Source organism: Leifsonia sp. 466MF (assembly GCF_900100265.1).
Classification (GTDB): domain Bacteria; phylum Actinomycetota; class Actinomycetes; order Actinomycetales; family Microbacteriaceae; genus Leifsonia.
In genome coordinates, this window is the sequence record NZ_LT629696.1 from 1,001,265 (window position 1) to 1,021,737 (window position 20,473).

At 70.0% G+C, this 20,473-nt stretch carries 17 protein-coding genes; 11 read left to right on the forward strand and 6 right to left on the reverse strand.

What is annotated here, in order from left to right:
- The first annotated feature begins 60 nt into the window (after positions 1–60).
- The 6 genes from BLR91_RS04830 to BLR91_RS04855 all read left to right on the forward strand — a co-directional run bounded on the left by BLR91_RS04830 (position 61) and on the right by BLR91_RS04855 (position 5,686).
- Complete coding sequence (locus BLR91_RS04830) at positions 61–1,050, forward strand: ribonucleotide-diphosphate reductase subunit beta (RefSeq protein WP_018191680.1); 990 nt, start codon at positions 61–63, stop codon at positions 1,048–1,050.
- 1 nt (position 1,051) lies between these two features.
- The gene (locus tag BLR91_RS04835; RefSeq protein WP_089876714.1) at positions 1,052–1,936 is read left to right on the forward strand and encodes a sulfurtransferase; all 885 of its coding nucleotides are present in this window, start codon (positions 1,052–1,054) and stop codon (positions 1,934–1,936) included.
- Between the two features lie 238 nt (positions 1,937–2,174).
- Positions 2,175–3,074, forward strand: coding sequence for an ABC transporter substrate-binding protein (locus BLR91_RS04840; RefSeq protein ID WP_172823185.1), 900 nt, complete (start codon positions 2,175–2,177; stop codon positions 3,072–3,074).
- 5 nt (positions 3,075–3,079) lie between these two features.
- Positions 3,080–4,063 carry an amino acid ABC transporter permease gene (locus BLR91_RS04845; protein WP_089876710.1) on the forward strand — a complete coding sequence of 328 codons (984 nt, stop codon included), beginning with the start codon at positions 3,080–3,082 and terminating at the stop codon, positions 4,061–4,063.
- Positions 4,060–4,833 (forward strand): amino acid ABC transporter ATP-binding protein, encoded by a 774-nt coding sequence (locus BLR91_RS04850; RefSeq protein ID WP_018191676.1) that lies wholly within the window; start codon positions 4,060–4,062, stop codon positions 4,831–4,833. Before BLR91_RS04845 ends, BLR91_RS04850 begins: the two co-directional genes overlap by 4 nt.
- An 82-nt stretch (positions 4,834–4,915) precedes the next feature.
- A complete protein-coding gene (locus BLR91_RS04855; RefSeq protein WP_231918821.1) occupies positions 4,916–5,686 on the forward strand; it encodes an SDR family oxidoreductase in 771 nt (256 codons plus the stop codon).
- Between the two features lie 120 nt (positions 5,687–5,806).
- Here BLR91_RS04855 and hrpA read toward each other — a convergent pair whose 3' ends face one another.
- Complete coding sequence (hrpA, locus tag BLR91_RS04860; RefSeq protein ID WP_089876706.1) at positions 5,807–9,688, reverse strand: ATP-dependent RNA helicase HrpA; 3,882 nt, start codon at positions 9,686–9,688, stop codon at positions 5,807–5,809.
- A gap of 135 nt (positions 9,689–9,823) precedes the next feature.
- Here hrpA and BLR91_RS04865 point away from each other — a divergent pair, with 135 nt between their 5' ends.
- The 4 genes from BLR91_RS04865 (at position 9,824) to BLR91_RS04880 (ending at position 14,682) form a co-directional block, all read left to right on the forward strand.
- Positions 9,824–11,425: a long-chain-fatty-acid--CoA ligase gene (locus tag BLR91_RS04865; protein WP_089876704.1), complete on the forward strand. Its 1,602-nt coding sequence runs from the start codon at positions 9,824–9,826 to the stop codon at positions 11,423–11,425.
- A 31-nt stretch (positions 11,426–11,456) separates the two neighbouring features.
- The gene (locus tag BLR91_RS04870; protein ID WP_089876701.1) at positions 11,457–12,290 is read left to right on the forward strand and encodes an aldo/keto reductase; all 834 of its coding nucleotides are present in this window, start codon (positions 11,457–11,459) and stop codon (positions 12,288–12,290) included.
- A gap of 58 nt (positions 12,291–12,348) precedes the next feature.
- A complete protein-coding gene (locus tag BLR91_RS04875; protein WP_089876699.1) occupies positions 12,349–12,759 on the forward strand; it encodes a hypothetical protein in 411 nt (136 codons plus the stop codon).
- Positions 12,760–12,831: 72 nt separating this feature from the next.
- Complete coding sequence (locus BLR91_RS04880) at positions 12,832–14,682, forward strand: thioredoxin domain-containing protein (RefSeq protein ID WP_089876697.1); 1,851 nt, start codon at positions 12,832–12,834, stop codon at positions 14,680–14,682.
- Between the two features lie 38 nt (positions 14,683–14,720).
- Here the strand turns inward: BLR91_RS04880 and BLR91_RS04885 are convergent, their stop codons facing one another.
- The 5 genes from BLR91_RS04885 to BLR91_RS04905 all read right to left on the reverse strand — a co-directional run bounded on the left by BLR91_RS04885 (position 14,721) and on the right by BLR91_RS04905 (position 18,826).
- Complete coding sequence (locus BLR91_RS04885) at positions 14,721–16,298, reverse strand: FAD-binding oxidoreductase (protein ID WP_089876695.1); 1,578 nt, start codon at positions 16,296–16,298, stop codon at positions 14,721–14,723.
- A 124-nt stretch (positions 16,299–16,422) separates the two neighbouring features.
- The gene (locus tag BLR91_RS04890; RefSeq protein ID WP_018191665.1) at positions 16,423–17,034 is read right to left on the reverse strand and encodes a dihydrofolate reductase family protein; all 612 of its coding nucleotides are present in this window, start codon (positions 17,032–17,034) and stop codon (positions 16,423–16,425) included.
- Between the two features lie 13 nt (positions 17,035–17,047).
- Positions 17,048–17,383 carry a hypothetical protein gene (locus tag BLR91_RS04895; RefSeq protein WP_018191664.1) on the reverse strand — a complete coding sequence of 112 codons (336 nt, stop codon included), beginning with the start codon at positions 17,381–17,383 and terminating at the stop codon, positions 17,048–17,050.
- 143 nt (positions 17,384–17,526) lie between these two features.
- Positions 17,527–18,420 (reverse strand): aminodeoxychorismate lyase, encoded by an 894-nt coding sequence (locus BLR91_RS04900; RefSeq protein ID WP_018191663.1) that lies wholly within the window; start codon positions 18,418–18,420, stop codon positions 17,527–17,529.
- Between the two features lie 130 nt (positions 18,421–18,550).
- Positions 18,551–18,826: an acylphosphatase gene (locus tag BLR91_RS04905; RefSeq protein WP_089881543.1), complete on the reverse strand. Its 276-nt coding sequence runs from the start codon at positions 18,824–18,826 to the stop codon at positions 18,551–18,553.
- A gap of 31 nt (positions 18,827–18,857) precedes the next feature.
- Here BLR91_RS04905 and BLR91_RS04910 point away from each other — a divergent pair, with 31 nt between their 5' ends.
- Positions 18,858–20,387, forward strand: a complete 1,530-nt coding sequence (locus BLR91_RS04910; RefSeq protein ID WP_089876693.1) for a DUF7059 domain-containing protein — start codon at positions 18,858–18,860, stop codon at positions 20,385–20,387.
- Positions 20,388–20,473: the final 86 nt, after the last annotated feature.

Consider the following 20,473-nt stretch of genomic DNA (forward strand, 5'->3'; position numbering starts at 1 on the left):
GCAGTGCGAGTCCTGCCAGTAACCCGCCGACCCACCGAATAACGAAAGAGACGGAACACCATGGGGATTCTGGGAACGGGAATCGAAGAGGGCCTGCTGCTCAAGCCGGTCACGTACCAGTGGGCGATGGACCTCTACGACCAGGCCGTCGCGAACACCTGGTTCCCGAACGAGATCCAGCTCGGTGAGGACATCGCCGACTTCAAGCGGATGACCGACGAGGAGCGCCACGCGGTCACCTTCCTGATGAGCTACTTCAACCCGAACGAGCTGCTCGTCAACAAGGCCCTGGCCTTCGGTGTCTACCCCTACATCAACGCGGCTGAGGCGCACCTCTACCTCGCCAAGCAGATGTGGGAGGAGGCGAACCACTGCATGTCGTTCGAGTACGTCCTCGAGACGTTCCCGATCGATCGCGAACAGGCCTACAACTCCCACGTCGACGTGCCGTCTATGGCGAAGAAGGAGGAGTTCGAGGTCCGCTTCATCAAGCGGATGACCGAGCAGGCGCTCGACATCACGACGACCGAGGGCAAGCAGGACTTCATCCGCAACCTGGTGGCGTACAACGTCATCCTCGAGGGGATCTGGTTCTACTCGGGCTTCATGGTGGCGCTCTCGTTCCGCCAGCGGAACCTGCTGCGCAACTTCGGTTCGCTCATCGACTGGGTGGTGCGCGACGAGTCGCTGCACCTCAAGTTCGGCATCAACCTCATCCTGACGGTGCTGGAGGAGAACCCGGACCTGCAGACGCCGGAGTTCGCCAACGAGATCCGCCAGATGATCCTGGACGCCGTGGAGATGGAGGAGCAGTACAACCGCGACCTCCTCCCGGGCGGCATCCTGGGCCTGAACGCGAACTACATCAACCAGTACGTGAAGTACCTGGCCGACCGCCGTCTGGAGGAGCTGGGCTTCGAGGCCGAGTACAAGGTCTCCAACCCGGCCAAGTGGATGGCGACCGCCAACGACACGCTGGAGCTGGTGAACTTCTTCGAGTCCACCAACACCTCCTACGAGTCGAACGCCAAGGCCTCCACCGGTCGCTGATATGGCAACGGAGACTTCTCCGCTGATCACCGCCGCCGCGCTGGACGTCGCTCTCGGGGCTGAATCCCTGTGGAGCGGCGCCGGCCGGCGGCGTTCGGCGTGGCGCGTGCTCGACGTCCGCTGGAAGCTGGGCGGACCGCCCGGCCGCGAGGAGTTCGAGCGCGGGCACATCCCCGGCGCGGTGTACGTCGACCTGGACACCGAGCTGGCCGGGCATGGCGAGCCCACGGATGGTCGCCACCCGCTTCCGTCGCCGGACGCCTTCCAGGAGGCGGCGCGACGCTGGGGCCTCGGCGACGGCGACTCCGTCGTCGTGTACGACGACGCCTCCGGAACGTCCGCCGCCCGGGCGTGGTGGCTGCTGCGCCACGCGGGCGTGCGCGACGTCCGCGTCCTCGACGGCGGGATCGCCGCCTGGCGCGACGCCGGGATGCCGCTCGAGAAGGGGCCTGACGCTACGCCGATCCCCGGCAGCATCCACGTGCAGTTCGGCGCGCTTCCGACCCTCGACGGCGACGCGGCTGCCGCCCTCGCCGCCGCGGCGGACGCCGTGTTGCTGGACGCGCGCGCGGCCGAACGCTTCCGCGGCGAAGTGGAGCCGGTCGATCCGCGACCCGGCCACATCCCGGGTGCCGTCAGCGCACCCACCACGGACAATGTCGACGCCGACGGACGGATGCTTCCCGCCGACGCGCTGGCGGAACGGTTCCGCGGCCTCGGCATCGACGCCGACACGCCCGTCGGCGTGTACTGCGGATCGGGCGTCACGGCCGCCCACGAAGCCCTCGCCATGGTCGTCGCCGGTCTTCCGCTGCCCGCTCTGTACGCGGGTTCGTACTCGGCGTGGTCGAACGACCCGGAACGGCCGGTCGTTACGGGAGCGTGACCTCCGGGCGCCACCGCGGCGTCCGGGCGCATCCCGCGCGGGTTTCGCCGTGCGTCCACGCACAATTCCACGGATTTCGCTGCCGTAATCGACGAAACCTTCCGGAAACATCCGTGAAAAACGCCGTTCCCTGCGCGAATTAGTGTTGAAGCGCGGCGACGCCGCTGGGGTATCCTCCCCTTACCCTTGCAATACGCATCAGGCACATTCCTGTACAGGAAGAAGGACAACGACAATCATGCGCATTCGTACCGTGGCTCCCATCGCCGCAGTCGCCGCCGTTGCAGCGCTCGCGCTCAGCGGTTGCGTCGACAACAGCACCCCGTCCGGCAGCTCAACGACGAGCTCGGTCTCGGACGTGAAGAAGGACGACACCCTCGCCGGACAGCTGCCCCAGAAGGTGAAGGATGCCGGCAAGCTGGTGGTCGGCATGGACAACACGTACCCGCCGAACGAGTTCAAGGACGACAACGCCCAGCCGGTCGGCTGGGAGGTCGACCTCGCCAAGGCCATCGGCGACAAGCTGGGGGTGAAGACGGAGTTCGCGATCGCGAAGTTCGACAACATCATCCCGAGCGTCGCCGGCGGCAAGGACGACTACGGAATGTCGTCGTTCACCGACACCACCGAGCGCGAGCAGCAGGTCGACTTCGTCAACTACTACTCGGCAGGCATCCTCTGGGCCTCCCAGAAGGGCAAGGACATCGACCCGGACAACGCCTGCGGCCTGAAGGTCGCCGTCCAGTCGACGACCTACGAGGACACCGACGAGGTCCCCGCCAAGTCGAAGAAGTGCACGGATGAGGGCAAGCCCGCCATCCAGGCGCTCCGCTACGACACCCAGGACGACGCGACGAACGCGGTCATCCTCGGCAAGGCGGACGCCCTCAGCGCCGACTCGCCCGTCACGCTGTACGCGATCTCGAAGTCGAACGGCAAGCTCCAGGAGGCCGGCAAGACCTTCGACGAGGCGCCCTACGGCCTCCCCGTCAAGAAGGACTCGGAGCTCACCCCCGTGCTGCAGAAGGCCGTCCAGGCCCTCATCGACGACGGCACCTACAAGAAGATCCTCGACAAGTGGGGCGTCGCCGACGGCGCCGTCGAGACGGCCGAGGTCAACGCGGCCTCGAAGGGCTGACCTTCATGTCACAGAGCAACACCGCCCACCCGGCGACGGGATCCGTCCCGTCGCCGGGCGGGACCCGTCCCGAGCCGATCAAGGCGATCAAGCTCCGGCACCCCTGGCGCATCGTCATCGCGGCGATCCTCATCCTCCTGCTGGTCTGGTTCATCGTGGACGCTTCCCAGCGCGAGGCCTACGGCTGGCAGTACGTCGGCAAGTACGTCTTCGACAAGCGCATCAGTGCTGCTGCGCTCGTCACCCTCCAGTTGACGATCTACTCGATGATCATCGGCGTCGTGCTCGGCCTCATCCTCGCGGTGATGCGCCTCTCGCCGAACCCGGTCGTGAAGTCGGTCGCCTGGCTGTACCTGTGGATCTTCCGTGGCACCCCGGTCTACGTGCAGCTGGTCTTCTGGGGCCTGTTCTCGCTGATCTACCCGCAGATCTTCCTCGGCGTGCCGTGGACGAACATCGGCGTGGATCTGAACCTCGGCTTCATGCAGAACGCCTTCGTGATCGCCGTCATCGGTCTCGCGCTGAACGAGGCCGCGTACATGGCGGAGATCGTCCGCGCCGGCCTGCTCTCGGTCGACGAGGGCCAGGAGGAGGCGGCGACCGCGCTCGGCATGTCGTGGTGGCAGACGATGACCCGGATCGTCATCCCGCAGGCCATGCGCGTCATCATCCCGCCGACCGGCAACGAGGTGATCTCGATGCTGAAGACCACCTCGCTGGTGGCGGCGATCCCGCTGACGACCGACCTGTACGGCGTCGCGCGCGACATCTCGGCGGTCACCTACACGCCCATCCCGCTGCTCATCGTGGCGTCGCTCTGGTACCTGCTCTTCACCTCCTTGCTGATGGTCGGGCAGTACTTCTTGGAGAAGCGGTTCTCCCGCGGCGTCAACGCGCGCCGCCCGGACCGCAACGACCCGGCCCTCGCGACCGGCGCGCTCCCCGCGGCCGGCGCACCGGACGGCAACGACCTCGGAGGCAAGGGATGACCGACACGAAGACCCCCATGGTGCTGGCCGAGGGCGTCTCGAAGAGCTTCGGCTCGAACGAGGTGCTCAAGAGCATCGACCTCAAGGTGAACCCGGGCGAGGTGCTGTGCATCATCGGCCCGTCGGGCTCCGGCAAGTCGACGTTCCTCCGCTGCATCAACCATCTGGAGCGCGTCGACGCCGGCCGTCTCTCGGTCGACGGCGAAGTGGTCGGCTACCGCCAGCACGGCGACAAGCTGTACGAGCTGAAGCCGAAGGAGGCCGCCCGGCAGCGTCGCGAGATCGGGATGGTGTTCCAGCGGTTCAACCTCTTCCCGCACATGACCGCGCTGGAGAACATCATCGAGGCGCCCATCCGTGTGAAGGGCCTCTCGAAGGCGAAGGCGGTGGAGCGCGCGACCGAGCTGCTCGCCCGCGTGGGACTCAGCGACAAGGGCGACCACTACCCGTCGCAGCTGTCCGGCGGTCAGCAGCAGCGCGTAGCGATCGCGCGTGCGCTCGCGATGGACCCCAAGCTGATGCTGTTCGACGAGCCCACCTCGGCGCTCGACCCGGAGCTCGTCGGCGAAGTGCTGGATGTGATGAAGGGCCTCGCCGCGAGCGGCATGACCATGGTGGTCGTGACGCACGAGATGGGCTTCGCCCGCGAGGTCGCGGACGAGCTGGTGTTCATGGACGGCGGCGTCGTCGTCGAGTCCGGCGACCCGCGCGAAGTGCTCAGCAACCCGCAGCACCAGCGGACGCAGGCGTTCCTCTCGAAGGTGCTCTAGCCTCCCCTCATCGGCTCCGGAGTTTTTCGGCCTCGACACGGCGTGTCGGGGCGAAAAACTCCGGAGCCGATAGCATCACGGGGTGGATGCGAAGCGGGCTGTGGTGTTCGTGACCGGTGCGAGCCGACGGGGGTCGATCGGCGATGCGATCGCCCGGAACCTCGCGTCCATCGGGTTCGATGTCGCGTTCGGGTACTGGGACGGGTACGACTCGGAGATGCCGTGGGGTGCGCATCCGACCGAGCACGAGGCGCTCGCGGAGGAGCTGCGCGGGATGGGCGCTCGCGCGTTGCCCGTGCCGGTCGACCTGGCGGACACGGAGGCTCCGGCCGCCGCGATGGCGCGGGTGCGCGACGAGCTGGGACCGGTGCAGGCGCTCGTGATGAGCCACGCGCACTCGGTCGACAGCGGCATCCTCGACACCTCGGTTGAGGCGTTCGACCGGCATTTCGCCGTGAACACGCGCGGCTCGTGGCTGCTCATCAGGGCGTTCGCCGAGCAGTTCCCGTCCGGCGCATCCGGTCTCGGGCGGATCGTCGCGCTGACCAGCGACCACACCGCGCACAACCTGCCGTACGGCGCGAGCAAGGGTGCCCTCGACCGGATCGTGAAGGCTGCCGCCGTCGAGCTTGCGCACCTCGGGATTACGGCCAACCTCATCAATCCCGGACCGATCGACACCGGGTGGATGACGCCCGAACTGGTCGAGCAGTTGACAGCGGAGACCGCGCTGGGCCGCCTGGGACGCCCGCACGACACCGCCGGCCTCGTCGCGTTCCTCCTGTCCGAGAGCGGCGGCTGGATCACCGGCCAGCTCCTCCACTCCAACGGCGGCTTCCACCTCGGCGTCTGACCCCGTATCCCTCGTCAGCCGCCCGCCGTCGAGTCCGCAAACTTTGCACGCCACACACGGTTGGAGTGTGCAAAGTTTGCGGACTCGACGGTGGGACGGAGTGGGGCGGAGGCGCGAGGGTCAGGAGGCGAGGACTTTGCGGATGCGCTGCAGGGAGACGGTCTCGGCGGTGCCCAGCGACTGCGCGAAGAGCGAGACGCGGAACTCCTCTAGCATCCACCGCGCGTGCACCAGCGACGGCGGCGAACCGGGCGCGAGCGGGATGCGGCCGCCCGCGTCCGTGTACAGGGCGACCGCCGTCTCCACCTGCGTCTGCCAGGCCCGGTCGCGGCCGGGGTTCGTGGGCAGCGCCTGCATGCGCTGCGTGATCCCGGCGAGGTACCGCGGCAGGTGCCGCAACTGCTCGAGCCCTGTCGCCGACACGAATCCGACGCCCTTCCCGGCCCACACCAGTCCGGAGAGCTGCCCCTTCGCGTCGTTCAGCGCCGCCAGGTAGGTCAGCGCCGTCACGCCCGCGATCGCCTTCTCGGCTGTGCGGGCGGCGGTGAGGATGCGGGTGACGAGCGCGACCGTCTCGAACATCGAGTCCATCACGATGCCGGACACCCGATCCCGCACCGCCTCGAATTCGGCGCGCATGAACACCTGGCCGTCGGGCTTCATCCGGTACAGCACCGAGTCGATCACGGCCAGCAGGCAGTCGTCGAACAGCGCCTTGGTGTTGGGGTAGGGGCTCGCCGCGAGCGTGAGCTTCTCGTTGGCCGTCAGGTGCTGCTGCACGTAGGCGACGGGCGAGGGGATGCTGGCGAGCAGCAGCCGCCGCACACCGCCCGGCATGGCCCGGGCCTGCTCGGCGGGCGTTCCCATCAGGCGGATGCTGACGGAGTCGCCGTCGTCGACGAGCGCCGGGTAGGCGCGGATCACGTTCTTCGTGCCGCCCGGTCCGGTGTGCGTGGAGTCGACGAAGCGGGGGAGCTCGTCGAGATCCCAGGTCGTCAGCCCGGTCCGTTCGATCGCGTTGGGCGTTCGCGCCTCCGCGACGGCGGCGACCGAGTCGCGGGCCCGCGATCGCAGCCGCTCCTGCAGCGCGCCGAGGTCCTTCCCGCTGGCGAGCGTGCGTCCGCGCTCTCCGACGACCTGGAAGGTCGGCCGGAGGTGCGCGGGGAGGCGGTCGAGGTCGAAGTCCGAGCCGCTGACGCGGGATCCGGTCAGCCGCGAGATCGTCGCCGCGAGCGTGTCGGCGAGGGAGGCCGCGGGCCGCTCACCCTCGTGGGCGCGCATCCCGGCTGTTCCGGACAGCTCGCCGAGCAGCCGCTGCGCCCAGTCGGCGGCCGGGACCACCTGTCGCCGGATCGCCTTCGGCAGCGACTTGATGAGCGCGGTCACGAGCTCGTGGCGCAGCCCGGGCACCTGCCAGTCGAAGCCGTCGGGGAGCAGCCCGGCGAGCAGCGGAAGCGGCACCTGCACGGTCACCCCGTCGTCCTCCGCACCCGGCTCGAACCGGTACCGCAGGGTCAGCTGCTGGTCGCCCTGCCGCCAGACGGGCGGGAAGGCGTCCTCGTCGACCTCGGCCGCCTCCTCGTCGAGCAGCGCCTCCGGCGTCATCGTGAGGAGGTCGGGCGTCTCCTGCCTTGCCTTCTTCCACCAGCCCTCGAACGAGCGGGTGGACACCACGTCGGCGGGGATGCGCTTGTCGTAGAACTCGAAGACCGCCTCGTCGTCGTTGAGGATGTCGCGGCGGCGGGTGCGCTCCTCCAGCTCGCGCAGCTCGGCCCGGAGCTTCCGGTTGGCGCGGTCGAACGCCTGGTGCGAGTCCCATTCGCCGTCGACGAGGGCGTGCCGGATGAAGAGCTCGCGTGACAGCTCCCGGTCGATTCGCGCATACTGCACGCGCCGGCGCGGGATGATCGGGACGCCGAACAGCGTCACGCGCTCGTAGGCGACGACGGACCCCTGGTTCTTCTCCCAGTGCGGCTCGCTGTATTGGCGCTTGCAGAGGTCTCCCGCGATGGGCTCGGCCCACGCCGGGTCGATGGCCGCGTTCATCCGCGCGAACAGCCGGGATGTCTCCACCAGCTCGGCGCTCATCACCGCGTTCGGCTGCTTCTTGGCCAGGGTGGATCCGGGGAAGATCACGAACCGGGTCTGGCGGGCGCCGAGATACTCGGCCTGCCTGCTGCGCGGGGCCTTGCCCGCACCCTTCGGCGCAGGACCGGTCTCGCGCACATCCTTCAGCCCGATGTGCGAGAGCAGCCCGGCGAGCAGCGAGCGGTGGATGCCGTCGGGGTTGACGGACGGCTCGCCGATGGTCAGCCCGAGCGGCTTGGCGAGCTGCCGCAGCTGGCGGTAGACGTCCTGCCACTCGCGCACCCGCAGGAAGTTGAGGAACTCGGCCTTGCAGAGCCGCCGGAAGGCGCTGGACGAGAGCTCCTTCTGCTGCTCTTCGAGGTAGTTCCAGAGGTTGAGGAGGGTGAGGAAGTCGCTGGTCGGGTCGGCGAACCGGGCGTGCTTCTCGTCGGCGCTGCCGCGGCGCTCGACGGGACGCTCGCGCGGGTCCTGGATGGTGAGTCCGGCGACGATGGCCATCACCTCTCGCGAGGTGCCGTGACGTTTCGACTCGACGACCATGCGGGCGAACCGCGGGTCGATCGGGAGCTGTGCGAGCTGACGTCCCACCGGCGTGAGCTTCGTGCCCTCCTTCGCCGTCGCGATCGCGCCGAGCTCGGTGAGCAGATCCAGACCGTCTTTAATGCCGCGCGAGTCCGGCGGGGTGAGGAACGGGAACGCCGCGATGTCGCCGAGGCCGAGCGAGATCATCTGCAGGATCACCGCGGCGAGGTTGGTGCGGAGGATCTCGGGCTCGGTGAACTCGGGCCGCTTGGCGAAGTCCTCCTCGGAGTACAGCCGGATGGCGATGCCGTCGCTGGTGCGGCCGGAGCGGCCCGACCGCTGGTTGGCGCTGGCCTGCGAGATCGCCTCGATCGGGAGCCGCTGCACCTTCGCCCGCGTGCTGTACCGGCTGATCCGGGCCGTGCCCGCATCCACCACGTACTTGATGCCGGGGACGGTGAGGCTGGTCTCGGCGACGTTCGTGGCGAGGACGACGCGGCGCCGGATGCCGGGGAGCGTCGACGGCTGGAAGACGCGGTGCTGCTCGGCGGAGGAGAGGCGGCCGTAGAGCGGCAGAACCTCGGTTCCGGGCAGATTGCGGCCACGGATCGCGTCGGCCGCATCCCGGATCTCGTTCTCGCCGGAGAGGAAGACGAGCACGTCGCCTGCGGCCTCGCGGGCCAGCTCGTCGAGCGCGTCGTTGATGCCCTGAAGGTAGTCGCGGTCGGCCGACGGCACCGGGTCCGGATCGTCGTCGTCCTCGTCCAGCGCTTCGGCGACCAGCGGACGGTAGCGGATCTCGACCGGGTAGGTGCGGCCGGAGACCTCGACGATCGGCGCCGGGGTGCCGTCCGCGGAGGCGAAGTGCTGCGCGAAGCTCTCCGGGTCGATGGTCGCGGAGGTGATGATGAGCTTGAGGTCGGGACGCTGCGGCAGCAGCTGCTTGAGGTATCCCAGCAGGAAGTCGATGTTGAGGCTGCGCTCGTGCGCCTCGTCGATGATGATCGTGTCGTACGCCCGCAGCATCCGGTCGCGGCGCAGCTCGTTGAGCAGGATGCCGTCGGTCATCAGCTTGATCCTGGTCGCCTTGGACACCTTGTCGGTGAAGCGGACCTGGTAGCCGACCAGCTCGCCGACGGACTGGCCCAGCTCCTCCGCGATCCGCTCCGCGATGGTACGAGCGGCGAGGCGGCGGGGCTGCGTGTGACCGATGCTGGTGCGGCCGAGCTCCAGCGCGATCTTCGGCAGCTGCGTGGTCTTGCCCGACCCGGTCGCGCCGGCGACGATGACGACCTGGTTGTCGCGGATGGCGCGCGCGATGTCCTCCCGCTTCCGGCTGACCGGCAGCTCGGGCGGGAAGACGATGCGGGGGAGGGTTGCGGTCGAAGACATGAGCCCTCCAGTTTACCCGTGTGGGGCGCCATCCCGGACGGTCCCCAGCCGGGGGCGTTGCCCCGCGCCCGCCGCTGACGTAGGTTCGCATCACACCCGGAACGGGTCCGGCGTCAATGGAGACGAGGAGAACCCATGAGTCACGGCTATGCGACCATGTCTGTCGCGAGCATCCTGGCGGAGACGGCGCATCGGATGCCCGACAACGTCGCTCTGATCTTCGCGGGGCAGGAGATCCGCTACAGCGAGCTGTGGGTTCAGACCCGCGCCTACGCCGGAGCGCTGAAGGGGCTCGGCGTCGGGCCGGGCGACAAGGTGGCGCTGATGCTGCCGAACGTGCCCGACTTCCCGCGGTCGTACTACGCCGTCCTCGCCCTCGGTGCGGTGGTCGTGCCCGTGCACGCGCTGCTCAAGGCCGACGAGATCGCGTACGTGCTGCGCGATTCCGGGGCGTCGCTGCTGATCTGCGCCGCGCCGCTGCTGGCGGAGGGCGCGCGTGGGGCCGCGCTCGCCGGCGTCCCGACGGTGTCGGTGCTGGTGCCGGACGAGATGTACGAACAGGCGCCGTTCCCGCGCCTGGAGGAGCTCGCCGCCGACGCCGAGCCCGTCGACACATACGTGCCGCGCGACCCGTTCGACACCGCGACGATCCTCTACACGAGCGGGACGACCGGTAAGCCGAAGGGCGCGGAGGGATGTCACTTCTCGCTGGTCGAGCAGGTGAACGTCCTGCTCTCCGGCACGCTCGACCTGGAGCCGGAGGATCGCATCCTCGGCTGCCTGCCGCTGTTCCACACGTTCGGGCAGACCTGCGTGATGAACATGGGATTCCGGGCCGGAGCGGCCGTCGTGCTCGTGCCGAAGTTCGACGGCGCCACCGCCCTGCAGCTGATGAACCAGCACGCCTGCACCGTCATGACCGGCGTCCCGACGATGTACATCGCACTGCTGGAGGCCGCGAAGACCAACCCCGACCGTCCGCCGCTCCGGTACGGGATGAGCGGCGGTGCGGCCATCCCCGTCGCCGTCATCGAGCGCATGAAAGAGGTGTACGGCATCGACGTGCACGAAGGCTACGGCCTCACCGAGACGTCGCCGGTCGCCTCCTTCAACCACCGCGGCCGGCCGACCCGGGTGGGCACGGTCGGAACGCCCATCTGGGGTGTGGATGTGGAGATCGCCGACGCGGAGGTGGATGACCGCATCCAGCTGCTCCCGCGCGGCGAGCTCGGCGAGATCGTCGTGCGCGGACACAACCTGATGAAGGGCTACCTCAACCTCCCAGAGGCGAATGCGGAGGCGGTCGTCGACGGCTGGTTCCGCACCGGCGACCTCGGCACGAAGAGCGACGACGACTACATCACGATCGTCGATCGCAAGAAGGACATGATCGTCCGCAACGGCTACAACGTGTACCCGCGCGAGGTCGAGGAGGTGCTGTCCGCGCATCCGGCTGTCGCTATGGTGGCCGTTTTCGGGGTGACGCACGAGACGCACGGGCAGGAGATCATGGCGGCGGTGACGCTGATGCCCGGTGGCGAGGTGGAGGTCGACGAGCTGCTCGTGTTCGCGCGCGAGCGGGTGGCGGCGTACAAGTATCCGCGGCGCGTGGAGATCCTCGAGGCGCTGCCGCTCGGGCCGAGCGGCAAGGTGCTGAAGCGCGAGCTGGTGGCCCGGTTCGAGGCGGAGGGGATCGTCGTCGGCGAGGCGGAGGAGGAGTCGCGGCCGGTGGGATGACAGCTGTCGGCATCCTGGTACCGTGGCGGATATGGTTGCAAACGCAAATACTCCGCTCCTGACCCTGAACAATGGGACGACCATCCCGCAGCTCGGCTTCGGCGTCTTCAAGGTCGATCCGGATGAGACCACCCGGATCGTGACCGACGCTCTCGAGGTCGGCTACCGCCACATCGACACCGCCGCCATCTACGGCAACGAGGAGGGCGTCGGCCAGGCGATCGCGTCCTCCGGCATCCCGCGCGACGAGCTCTTCATCACCACCAAGCTGTGGAACGACCGCCAGACCGACGCGGAGGCGGCCTTCGACGAGTCGCTCGGCAAGCTCGGCCTCGACTACGTCGACCTGTACCTCATCCACTGGCCGACGCCGCAGAAGGACACCTTCGTGCAGGCATGGAAGTCGCTCGAGAAGATCTACGCGTCGGGCCGCGCGAAGGCGATCGGCGTATCCAACTTCCTGGTGCCGCACCTGGAGAAGCTGCTCGCCAACACGGACGTGGTCCCGGCCGTCAACCAGATCGAGCTGCACCCGGCGCACCAGCAGCCGGAGGTGACCGCGTTCTCCCGCGAGCACGGCATCGCGATCGAGGCGTGGGGTCCGCTCGGCCAGGGCAAGTACCCGCTGTTCGAGACGCCCGAGGTGTCGCAGGCCGCCGAGGCGCACGGCAAGACGCCGGCGCAGGTCGTCATCCGCTGGCACCTGCAGACCGGGAACATCGTCTTCCCGAAGTCCAACCGCCGCGAGCGCATGGCCGAGAACTTCGACGTGTTCGACTTCGAGCTGAGCTCCGACGAGGTCGCCGCGATCAGCTCGCTCGAGCGCGAGGGACGCGTCAGCGCGCACCCGGACGAGGTCAACTGATTCACCGGCCGGGAGCGTGCGGCCCATCCGTGTCGCCGCTCCCGGCTAGGCTCGACGGGTGAGGATCACGTCGGTCACGGGGAAGATCGCCTACGTCGTCGGCGTCTTCGCGTTCATCCTGCTGGTGAACGGGTTCATCATCGCGAACCTCGTCAACGCCACCCTCGACGTGCTGATCGTCGCCGCCCTGAACGTGGCGTACGTCATCGTCGGGGTGCGCTGCTTCCGCGGCGCCGGCGAGAACCGCACCGATCCGCGGCCCTGGTGGCGCGCGACCGCCCGTCCCGCGGCCGGGTTCTGGATCGGCGCAGCGCTGGTGATCCTGGCGTTCATCTCCGGCGTCGGCGCGCTGGCCAGCCGCCCGGAGGGGGCATTCATCCCGGCCGTCTCCTGCCTGACCTACGCGGTGCTCGCCGCGTTCTACCTCAACTCGTCCGTGCGGCTGCACGGGATGGATCGGCCGGCCTGATCGCATCCGTACGACTGCTGCCTTGCGGCGTCGAGGGCTTACGTTCCCGCGCCCGGGTCGTAGGGTGAGCCCATGGTGAATCGGCTCGCGGACGCGGTCAGCCCCTACCTGCGCGCTCACGCGTCCAACCCGGTCGACTGGTTCCCGTGGGGCGCCGAGGCGTTCGCGGAGGCGCGGCGGCGGGATGTGCCGGTGCTGATCTCCATCGGGTACGCGACCTGCCACTGGTGCCACGTCATGGCACGCGAGAGCTTCAGCGATCCGATCGCCGCCGGCGAGCTGAACGCGCGGTACGTGGCGATCAAGGTCGACCGGGAGGAGCATCCCGAGGTGGATGCGGCCTACCTCTCCGCCGCGAGCGCCTTCACGGACAACCTGGGCTGGCCGCTGACGGTGTTCGCCACACCAGAAGGCCGCGCGTTCTTCGCGGGGACCTACTTCCCGCCCGAGCCGATCGGCGGCCGCGCGTCGTTCCGTCAGGTGCTCGACGCCGTCGCCGACGCGTGGATGAACCGCCGGGACGCCGTGGAGTCGGACGCCGCGCGGGTCGGCGAGGCGATGACCGCTGCGGCCGCAGCCGCGACGGCGGTCGCCGACCTGCCCGACGACCGAGTCCTCGACGCGGCTGTCGAGCGGCTCGCGCAGGCGGAGGACCCGCAGTACGGCGGCTTCGGGACGGCGCCGAAGTTCCCCGTCGCGCCGGTCCTTGGCTTTCTGCTCGCCCGGCCGTCCGGCCGCGAGCTGGGGCACCGGACCCTGGAGCGCATGGCCGCCTCGCCACTCCGCGACCCGGTCGACGGCGGCTTCTTCCGGTACGCCACCCGCCGCGACTGGAGCGACCCGCACTACGAACGGATGCTCTACGACAACGCGCTGCTGCTCGACGCGTACGCCACCGCGTGGCAGCAGGGCGGCGCCGCCTGGGCGGAGCGAACGGCCGACGGGGTCGCCGCGTTCCTGCTGGCGGTGCTGCGGCGACCGGCCGGAGGCTTCGCCTCTGCGCAGGACTCCGAGAGCGTCATCGACGGCGCGCGGGTCGAGGGCACCTACTACACGGTCCCGCCGGAGGAGCGCGCCAGGCTGGAACCGCCGGCCGTTGACGGTAAGGTGTTGACCGGGTGGAACGGCTTCGCGATCGGCGCCCTCGCGCGAGCCGGTCGCATCCTCGACCGACCGGCCTGGATCGCCGCGGCGGGGGAGGCAGCCGACATGCTGCTGACCCGCCACCGGCGGCCGGACGGGCTGCTGCTCCGCGCCTCCCTCGGCGGCCGGGCCAGCGACGCGGAGGCGACACTCGAGGACTACGGTGGGCTCGCCGGCGGCCTCCTGGAGCTGGCGCTCGCCGGCGGCGGAGCGCGCTACGCGGCGGCGGCGCGCGACCTGGTGGACCTGTGCCTGGATGCGGCACGCGAGGGGACGTGCCCGTTCGAGACCCCGGGCGGAGGCGACCCGGTGCTGGCCGCGACCGGGTTGGCCGTGCGCGTCGACCCGAGCGAGGGCGCGTATCCCTCGGGTCTGAGCGCGACCGCCGCGGCGGCGCACACGCTCTACCTGCTGTCGGGGGAGCGGAAGTACGAGCGGGCTGCACGGGAGGCGATGCGGATGGTCGCCGCGCAGGCGCCCCAGGTGCCGAGCGGCTTCGGGGCGTCGCTCACGCTGATGTCCCGCCTGGGGGAGGAGCCGGAGCAGCTCGTCGTGGTGCGGCCGGCGGAGCCGGGCGCGGATACCGGAGGGCTCGTGCAGGCCGCGCGGCGGCATCCGGCACCGCTGATCGCTCTGGTGACCGAACAGGATGCGGCCGACCTGGCCGCGGACGGGTTCGAGCTGTTCGAGGGGCGCGTCACTCGCGACGGCCTACCGACCGCGTATCTCTGCCGCGACTTCGTCTGCCGGCTGCCCGTGACGGACGCGGCGGCGTTGTAGCAGCCGGCGCACAACCGGGAACCTCCGACCGGACGGGGTCATTGCGGTGCGATGCCCTGGGCGTACCCGAAGACGCCGCGCGGGTCGTAGGCGGACTTGACCGCTCGCAGCCGCGCGTAGTTGCGCCCGTAATAGGCCTGCTGCGGATCTCGCAGATACGGATCCGGGAAGTTCTGGTAGGCGCGCGTCGACGGAACGAGGGCGGTCAGGCCGTCCAGCCACTCCCGGTGCACCCGCAGGCTCGACGCCGGATCGCCCTCCGACCAGTTGACGTTGAACTGCGCGATGAACAGGGCATCGCGGTGGACGTATGCCGTCGCTTCCGCGGCGACGTCGTTCACGGCGCCGCCCAGCGCGAAGAGGGCGATGTCGACGCCGTCCGGGTTGGAACTGCCCGGCCAGGTCAGCAGGTGGTCGCGGACGGCGGCTATCCGTTCGCCGGGAAGAGGCTCGGTCAGCACGGCCGATGCTCCCGTGAACGGAGCGGGCGCGACATCCTCGTTGAGCAGTTCGCTCGCCTCGGCCAGGGTGACGTCGCGGATGCTCGCCGCGTTGGCCGCCTGCTCCGACGGCGTGCCGAGTCGCAGCGCGGGGGCGAGCAGGTCGCGCAGCTCACGGGCGCTGCCATAGAACTGCCCGATGGCCGTCACCGAAGCGTTGGCGCGGACCTGTGGGGCTGACGTGCCGGACGTCCCCAGGCCGATGCGCATGTGCAGCCGTGGGTCGCGGAAGGCGTCGGCGCACGCGCGCTGGAGCGCGACGGCCGCATCCACCGCCGTGTCGATGCTCCAGCTGAAGCGGTAGAAGGCGACCGTCCCGTGGTATTTGTCGTAGTCGAGGGTGAAATCGAAGTGGATGCCGAAGTTGTCGCCCGCTCCACCGCGCACCGCCCAGAAGAGGTCGGCGTTCTCCTTCTCGCTGCACGTGATCCACTCGCCGTCGGCCCCGATCAGCCGGGTCTCCACCAACCGGTCGCAGGTGAGCCCCGCCATCTTGTCGCTGAATCCGATGCCTCCGCCGAGCACGAGCCCGGCGACCCCGACACTGCTGCATCGACCGGTCGGAAGGACGATGTTGCCCCGTTCCAGCAGGGGATGCAGCATGCCGTTGGTGACACCGGCCTCCACCAGCAGGGTCCCCGCTTTCTTCGTCAACGTGCCCGTCGAGTAGCAGACGACCGGCGCGGACGCGTGGGCGTCATCCTGCCAGACCACATCCGTCATCAGCGAGAGCACCAGCAGCAGACCGCCGGTGGTCGAGAACCCGGCGTAGTTGTGGCCGAGCCCGCTGCGCGGCGTGATCGGCACGCCGTTGCGCACGGCCCAGCGGACGCACGCCGCGATGTCGGCAGGACTGCGCGGCGTGACGATCGCCAACGGGCGGACGGAGGCGAATTGGCGGTTGAACGGAGGCGCGAGCTGCTCGTACCGCGGCTGGCCGGGGATCAGCAGGTAGTCGGGCCGGGAGAGGGCACGACGGAGCTCCTCGAGATCGGGGCCGTCACCGCCGAAGGGCGCCGCCTCCGGTGCCGAGTGCGCCATCGTCGTGGGCGAGAGGCCCAGCCCCGCGCCGATCGCCGCACCGAATCCGGTGCGGAGCAGTGTTCTCCGGTCCATGTCGACTCCATCCCTCGCCTTAACCGACGGAGACGGACGCGCGAACATGACCGGATCGGGCGTTTAAACCTGATGGGGTGCGAGCGGCATCCCGGGCGGGTATGCGCGCCCGGTGACCGCCCTCTCAGCGACGCACGCGATACGTGAGGTGCGCGACCTCGGGGGTCACGCGCTCGCGCAGCAACTCCAATTCGAGCGAGGGCACACGGTCGAAGACACGCTCACCCGCGCCGAGGGTGACGGGAGCGATGTGCAGCCGCAGCTCGTCGACGATCCCCGCCCACAGCGCCTGATTGAGGGTCTCGGCGCCGCCGGCGATGGCGACGTCCGCATCCCCGGCGATCTCTCGCGCCTGCTCGACCGCCGAGTGGATGCCGTCGGTGACGAACCGGAACGTGGTCCCGGTCAGCTCCAGCGGGTCGCGGGCGTAGTGCGTGAGCACGAACACCGGCGCGTGATACGGCGGCTCCTCGCCCCACCACCCGATCCAGTCGCCGAGCGGCTCGTCCGGGGTGGGCCACTCGTTCCGCACCGGGCCGAACATCTTGCGTCCCATCACGTAGGCGCCCGCCGCGGTGATGGCGTCGATCTCCTCCGCGTGCGCGTCGGCGTACTCGAACATCCACGCGTGCAGGCGGTTGGCCGCTCCACCGCCCAGCGGCTGCTCCAGCGACTGGTCGGGGCCGGCCGCGAAGCCGTCGAGCGAGATGGCGATGTCGGCGGTGACGATTCCCATGCGGGAAGAGTAGTCAGGCGCGCTCGACCTTGTCGAGCATCCCCCAGACCGCTTCGCTGAGTTCGGGATGCTCCAGGGCGATCCGGCGCAGCACCCCGTACTCGAAGCGGGCGAACACATCGCGGCCGGCCGAGGGATGGTGTGCGCGGGACTGCTCGTCGGCGAGGTCGAACGCCTCGATCGCGGTGGCGCGGAGGCCGATGACGACCTGCTCGTCGACACTCGGCAGATCGGGGATGAACTGCCACGGATCTTCCCCGGCACGGCAGCGGTGCTCGATGATCGCGGACAGCTCGTCGCGCGCCTGCTGGCGGAGCAGCTCGATGCTGCGCGGCACCGGTTCGGTCATCTCGCACCCTCCTTCCCCGGGTCGTGGACGGGTCGTTCGCCCGCCGCGCCGGCCCCATCGCCCGCGCAGTGGGAACAGCCTAGGCGGTGCCGGCGACACCACGCCAATCGGGGTGCAACGAAGGGTCTACGTGTCGCGCGATGTCACTCGGTGCGAGCGAGGAGGTAGGCGTTCAGCTCAGCGGTGAGGGCCGCATCCACCGGGTACTCGCGCTCGTCCAGGTGCGTGACGGGCGCCGCCTGGCGGACGCTCGACACCAGCCAGAGGGCGTCGGCGGCGGTCACGTCGTCAAGGGTCAGGGGAGCGAACTCCGTCCGCAGACCGCGGCTCTCGAAGAAGTCGAAGACGGCCGCCTGCGTGGTCCCGGCGAGGATGCCCTGGTCGGTGTTCGGCGTGCGGACGACGCCGTCGGTGAGGGTCACGACGTTCGAGGTGGGGCCCTCGAGTGCGTAGCCGTCGCTGCTGACGAAGAGCACGTCATCGGCCCCGCGGCGGACCGCCTCGCGCTGCGCGGCGCGGTTGATCGCGTACGACAGCGTCTTCGCGCCGGCGAGCAGCCAGGGCGACGTCTCGGCGACGTCGTGGCGGTACCCGCGATCGAGGGTGACCACCCGGATGCCGAGGCGGGCCCGCGAGAAGTCCTCGCCCAGATCCACGAACAGCCAGCCGCTCGGGACGCCAGAGCCCTCGATCCCGCGGCTGTAGATGAGCTTGGCGTAGAGCTCCGCATCCCGGTCGCCGTTGCGGGTCAGGTAGTCGGCGACGCCAGCGCGCACGGCCTCCCGCCAGACGTCGAGCGCCGGGGCCGGGAGGTCGAGCAGCGCGGCGGAGTGCGCCAGTCGCGCGAGGTGCGGTTCGAGCGCCTGCGGGTGGCCGTCGATGACGGCGATCGTCTCGAAGACGCCGTCGCCGCGGGTGACCGACAGATCGGTGACGCGCACCTGCGGCGCGTCGAAGTCGGACACCACGAACCCGGGATCGCCGGCCTCCGGGGTCCCGGTCGGCGTGGTGATGGTGAGGAGTGTCGCGCGCGTCATGCCCCCATTCTGCCCCGCGCCTCCTTCCCCGCGTCCGTCCCTCCCGTAACGAGCCAAGAGCTCCTGAGTTTTTCCGCTTTCGCGCGGTGATTCGTGCGAAAAACTCAGGAGCTGTTCGGTTGGGGAGGGGTCAGTGGGTTTCGTGGATGCGGAAGGCGTCGTCGTGGGCGAGCGGGAGGTCGGAGACGGCGACGTTCGAGACGGATGCGCCCGGCGGCCCGGTGCGCAGCCAGTCGAGCATCCCGTCGACCTGCTCCGGCGTGCCCTCGATCTCGGCCTCGACCGTTCCGTCGAGGCGGTTGCGCGCCCATCCGGTCACGCCGAGGCGCTGCGCGGCCTCCCGCGCACCCCAGCGGAACCCGACGCCCTGCACGCCCCCGGACACGATCGCTCTCTTGCGGATCACAGCCCCATTCTGCCCCTGCTTCAATGGAAGGATGAGCGCACCCGCCGTCCCGGCCGCCGAACGCATCCCCGACCTCCGGTCCGACCTCATCCGCGCCGGCCTCACGGTCGACGCGCTGACCGACCTCTGGGGCGAGGAGGCGGCGGATGCCCTGCACCGCGGGCAGCGCGTCCCGGCGGAGCGGGCGCTGCGACGCCGCGGCCCCTCGGCGCTGGCAACGCTCGCCCGCCTGTTCGTGCTCGGCCGGCCGGTCCCGCGCGACGAGGTCGCCGAAGCCCTCCCCGAGCTCGGGATCGACGGTGCGCTCGGCCTCGAACTCGTCACCGTCGAGGGCGATACGGTCGCTTCGGCGGTCGACCTCCGCCCGTACGGCTTCGTGGATGCGGCGGGCCCTGCCGAGTGGTGGATCGTCTCCGACCTCGGCGAGCTCGCCCTCGGCCACGCACTGCCCGAGGACCATGTGCTCGGCGTCGGCGGCGCATCCCTCACCCTCAGCGGACTGATGCTGCAGACCCCCGTCGACAGCGCGCTCGACCTCGGGACGGGATGCGGCATCCAGGCGATGCACGCCGCACGCCACGCCCGCCGGGTCGTCGCGACCGACATCTCGCCGCGCGCCCTCCGCCTGGCGGCCCTGAACCTCGCGCTCAACGAGATCGACGGCGTCGAGCTGCGGCTCGGGAGCATGTTCGAGCCGGTCGCCGGCGAGCGTTTCGACCACATCGTGTCCAATCCGCCGTTCGTCATCACGCCGCGGGTGGAGGGTGTTCCCGCGTACGAGTACCGCGACGGCGGCATGGTCGGCGACGGCCTGGTGGCCTCCTTCGTGAGCCGATGCGGCGAGCACCTGCAGCCCGGCGGGGTCGCGCAGCTGCTCGGCAACTGGGAGTACCGCGGCCCCGGCGACGGTCTCCAGCGTGTGCGCGACTGGGTGGACGCGTCCCCCGTCCCGCTCGACGCCTGGGTCATCGAGCGCGACGTCGAGGACGCGGTGCGTTACTCGGAGACGTGGATCCGCGACGGCGGCACCCGCCCGGGCACCCCGGAGTTCGAGCGGCTGCTCGGCGCGTGGCTCGACGACTTCGAGGCCCGCGAGGTGCGCTCGGTCGGGTTCGGGTACCTGCTGCTCCGTCGGTCGGCGGGCGTGCCGACGCTGCGCCGGTTCGAGAGGCTGCACGGTTCGCTCGGCGCCAACGAGGCAGGGCTCGGCGTGCACCTGGGCGAGGCGCTGGCAGCGCATGATCTGCAGGCCGCACTGACGGACGATGAGCTCGGCCGCTTGCGACCGGTGGTCGCCGGCGACGTGACGGAGGAGCGGCACCTGTGGCCGGGCGCCGACGCGCCGACGGCGATCCTGCTCCGGCAGGGTGGAGGGTTCGGGCGGACGGTGTCGGCCGACACCGGACTCGCGGCGCTGGTCGGCGCGTGCGACGGCGAGCTGTCCGTCGCGGCGATCGTTGCGGCGCTGGCGCAGCTGCTGGAGGTCGACGACGACGCGCTGCTCGCTGACCTCCTGCCCGCCGTGCGGGGCATGCTCGTCGACGGCTTCCTGCGCGCCTGACGCGCTGGCGCCTCCCCGGGGCGGCATCCCGGGGTCGCAACACGCCGTTATGGGGCGCGCATAACGGCGAGTTGCGCCCCGTGGAA

Bases quoted from the DNA above. Each gene is read 5' to 3' on its own strand.
- BLR91_RS04910 (WP_089876693.1), top strand. From the start codon at position 18,858: ATGAGCGCACCCGCCGTCCCGGCCGCCGAACGCATCCCCGACCTCCGG.
- BLR91_RS04845 (WP_089876710.1), top strand. From the start codon at position 3,080: ATGTCACAGAGCAACACCGCCCACCCGGCGACGGGATCCGTCCCGTCG.
- hrpA (WP_089876706.1), bottom strand. From the start codon at position 9,688: ATGTCTTCGACCGCAACCCTCCCCCGCATCGTCTTCCCGCCCGAGCTG.
- BLR91_RS04890 (WP_018191665.1), bottom strand. From the start codon at position 17,034: ATGGGAATCGTCACCGCCGACATCGCCATCTCGCTCGACGGCTTCGCG.
- BLR91_RS04880 (WP_089876697.1), top strand. From the start codon at position 12,832: ATGGTGAATCGGCTCGCGGACGCGGTCAGCCCCTACCTGCGCGCTCAC.
- BLR91_RS04900 (WP_018191663.1), bottom strand. From the start codon at position 18,420: ATGACGCGCGCGACACTCCTCACCATCACCACGCCGACCGGGACCCCG.
- BLR91_RS04835 (WP_089876714.1), top strand. From the start codon at position 1,052: ATGGCAACGGAGACTTCTCCGCTGATCACCGCCGCCGCGCTGGACGTC.
- BLR91_RS04830 (WP_018191680.1), top strand. From the start codon at position 61: ATGGGGATTCTGGGAACGGGAATCGAAGAGGGCCTGCTGCTCAAGCCG.
- BLR91_RS04885 (WP_089876695.1), bottom strand. From the start codon at position 16,298: ATGGACCGGAGAACACTGCTCCGCACCGGATTCGGTGCGGCGATCGGC.
- BLR91_RS04870 (WP_089876701.1), top strand. From the start codon at position 11,457: ATGGTTGCAAACGCAAATACTCCGCTCCTGACCCTGAACAATGGGACG.
- BLR91_RS04840 (WP_172823185.1), top strand. From the start codon at position 2,175: ATGCGCATTCGTACCGTGGCTCCCATCGCCGCAGTCGCCGCCGTTGCA.
- BLR91_RS04850 (WP_018191676.1), top strand. From the start codon at position 4,060: ATGACCGACACGAAGACCCCCATGGTGCTGGCCGAGGGCGTCTCGAAG.
- BLR91_RS04895 (WP_018191664.1), bottom strand. From the start codon at position 17,383: ATGACCGAACCGGTGCCGCGCAGCATCGAGCTGCTCCGCCAGCAGGCG.
- BLR91_RS04865 (WP_089876704.1), top strand. From the start codon at position 9,824: ATGAGTCACGGCTATGCGACCATGTCTGTCGCGAGCATCCTGGCGGAG.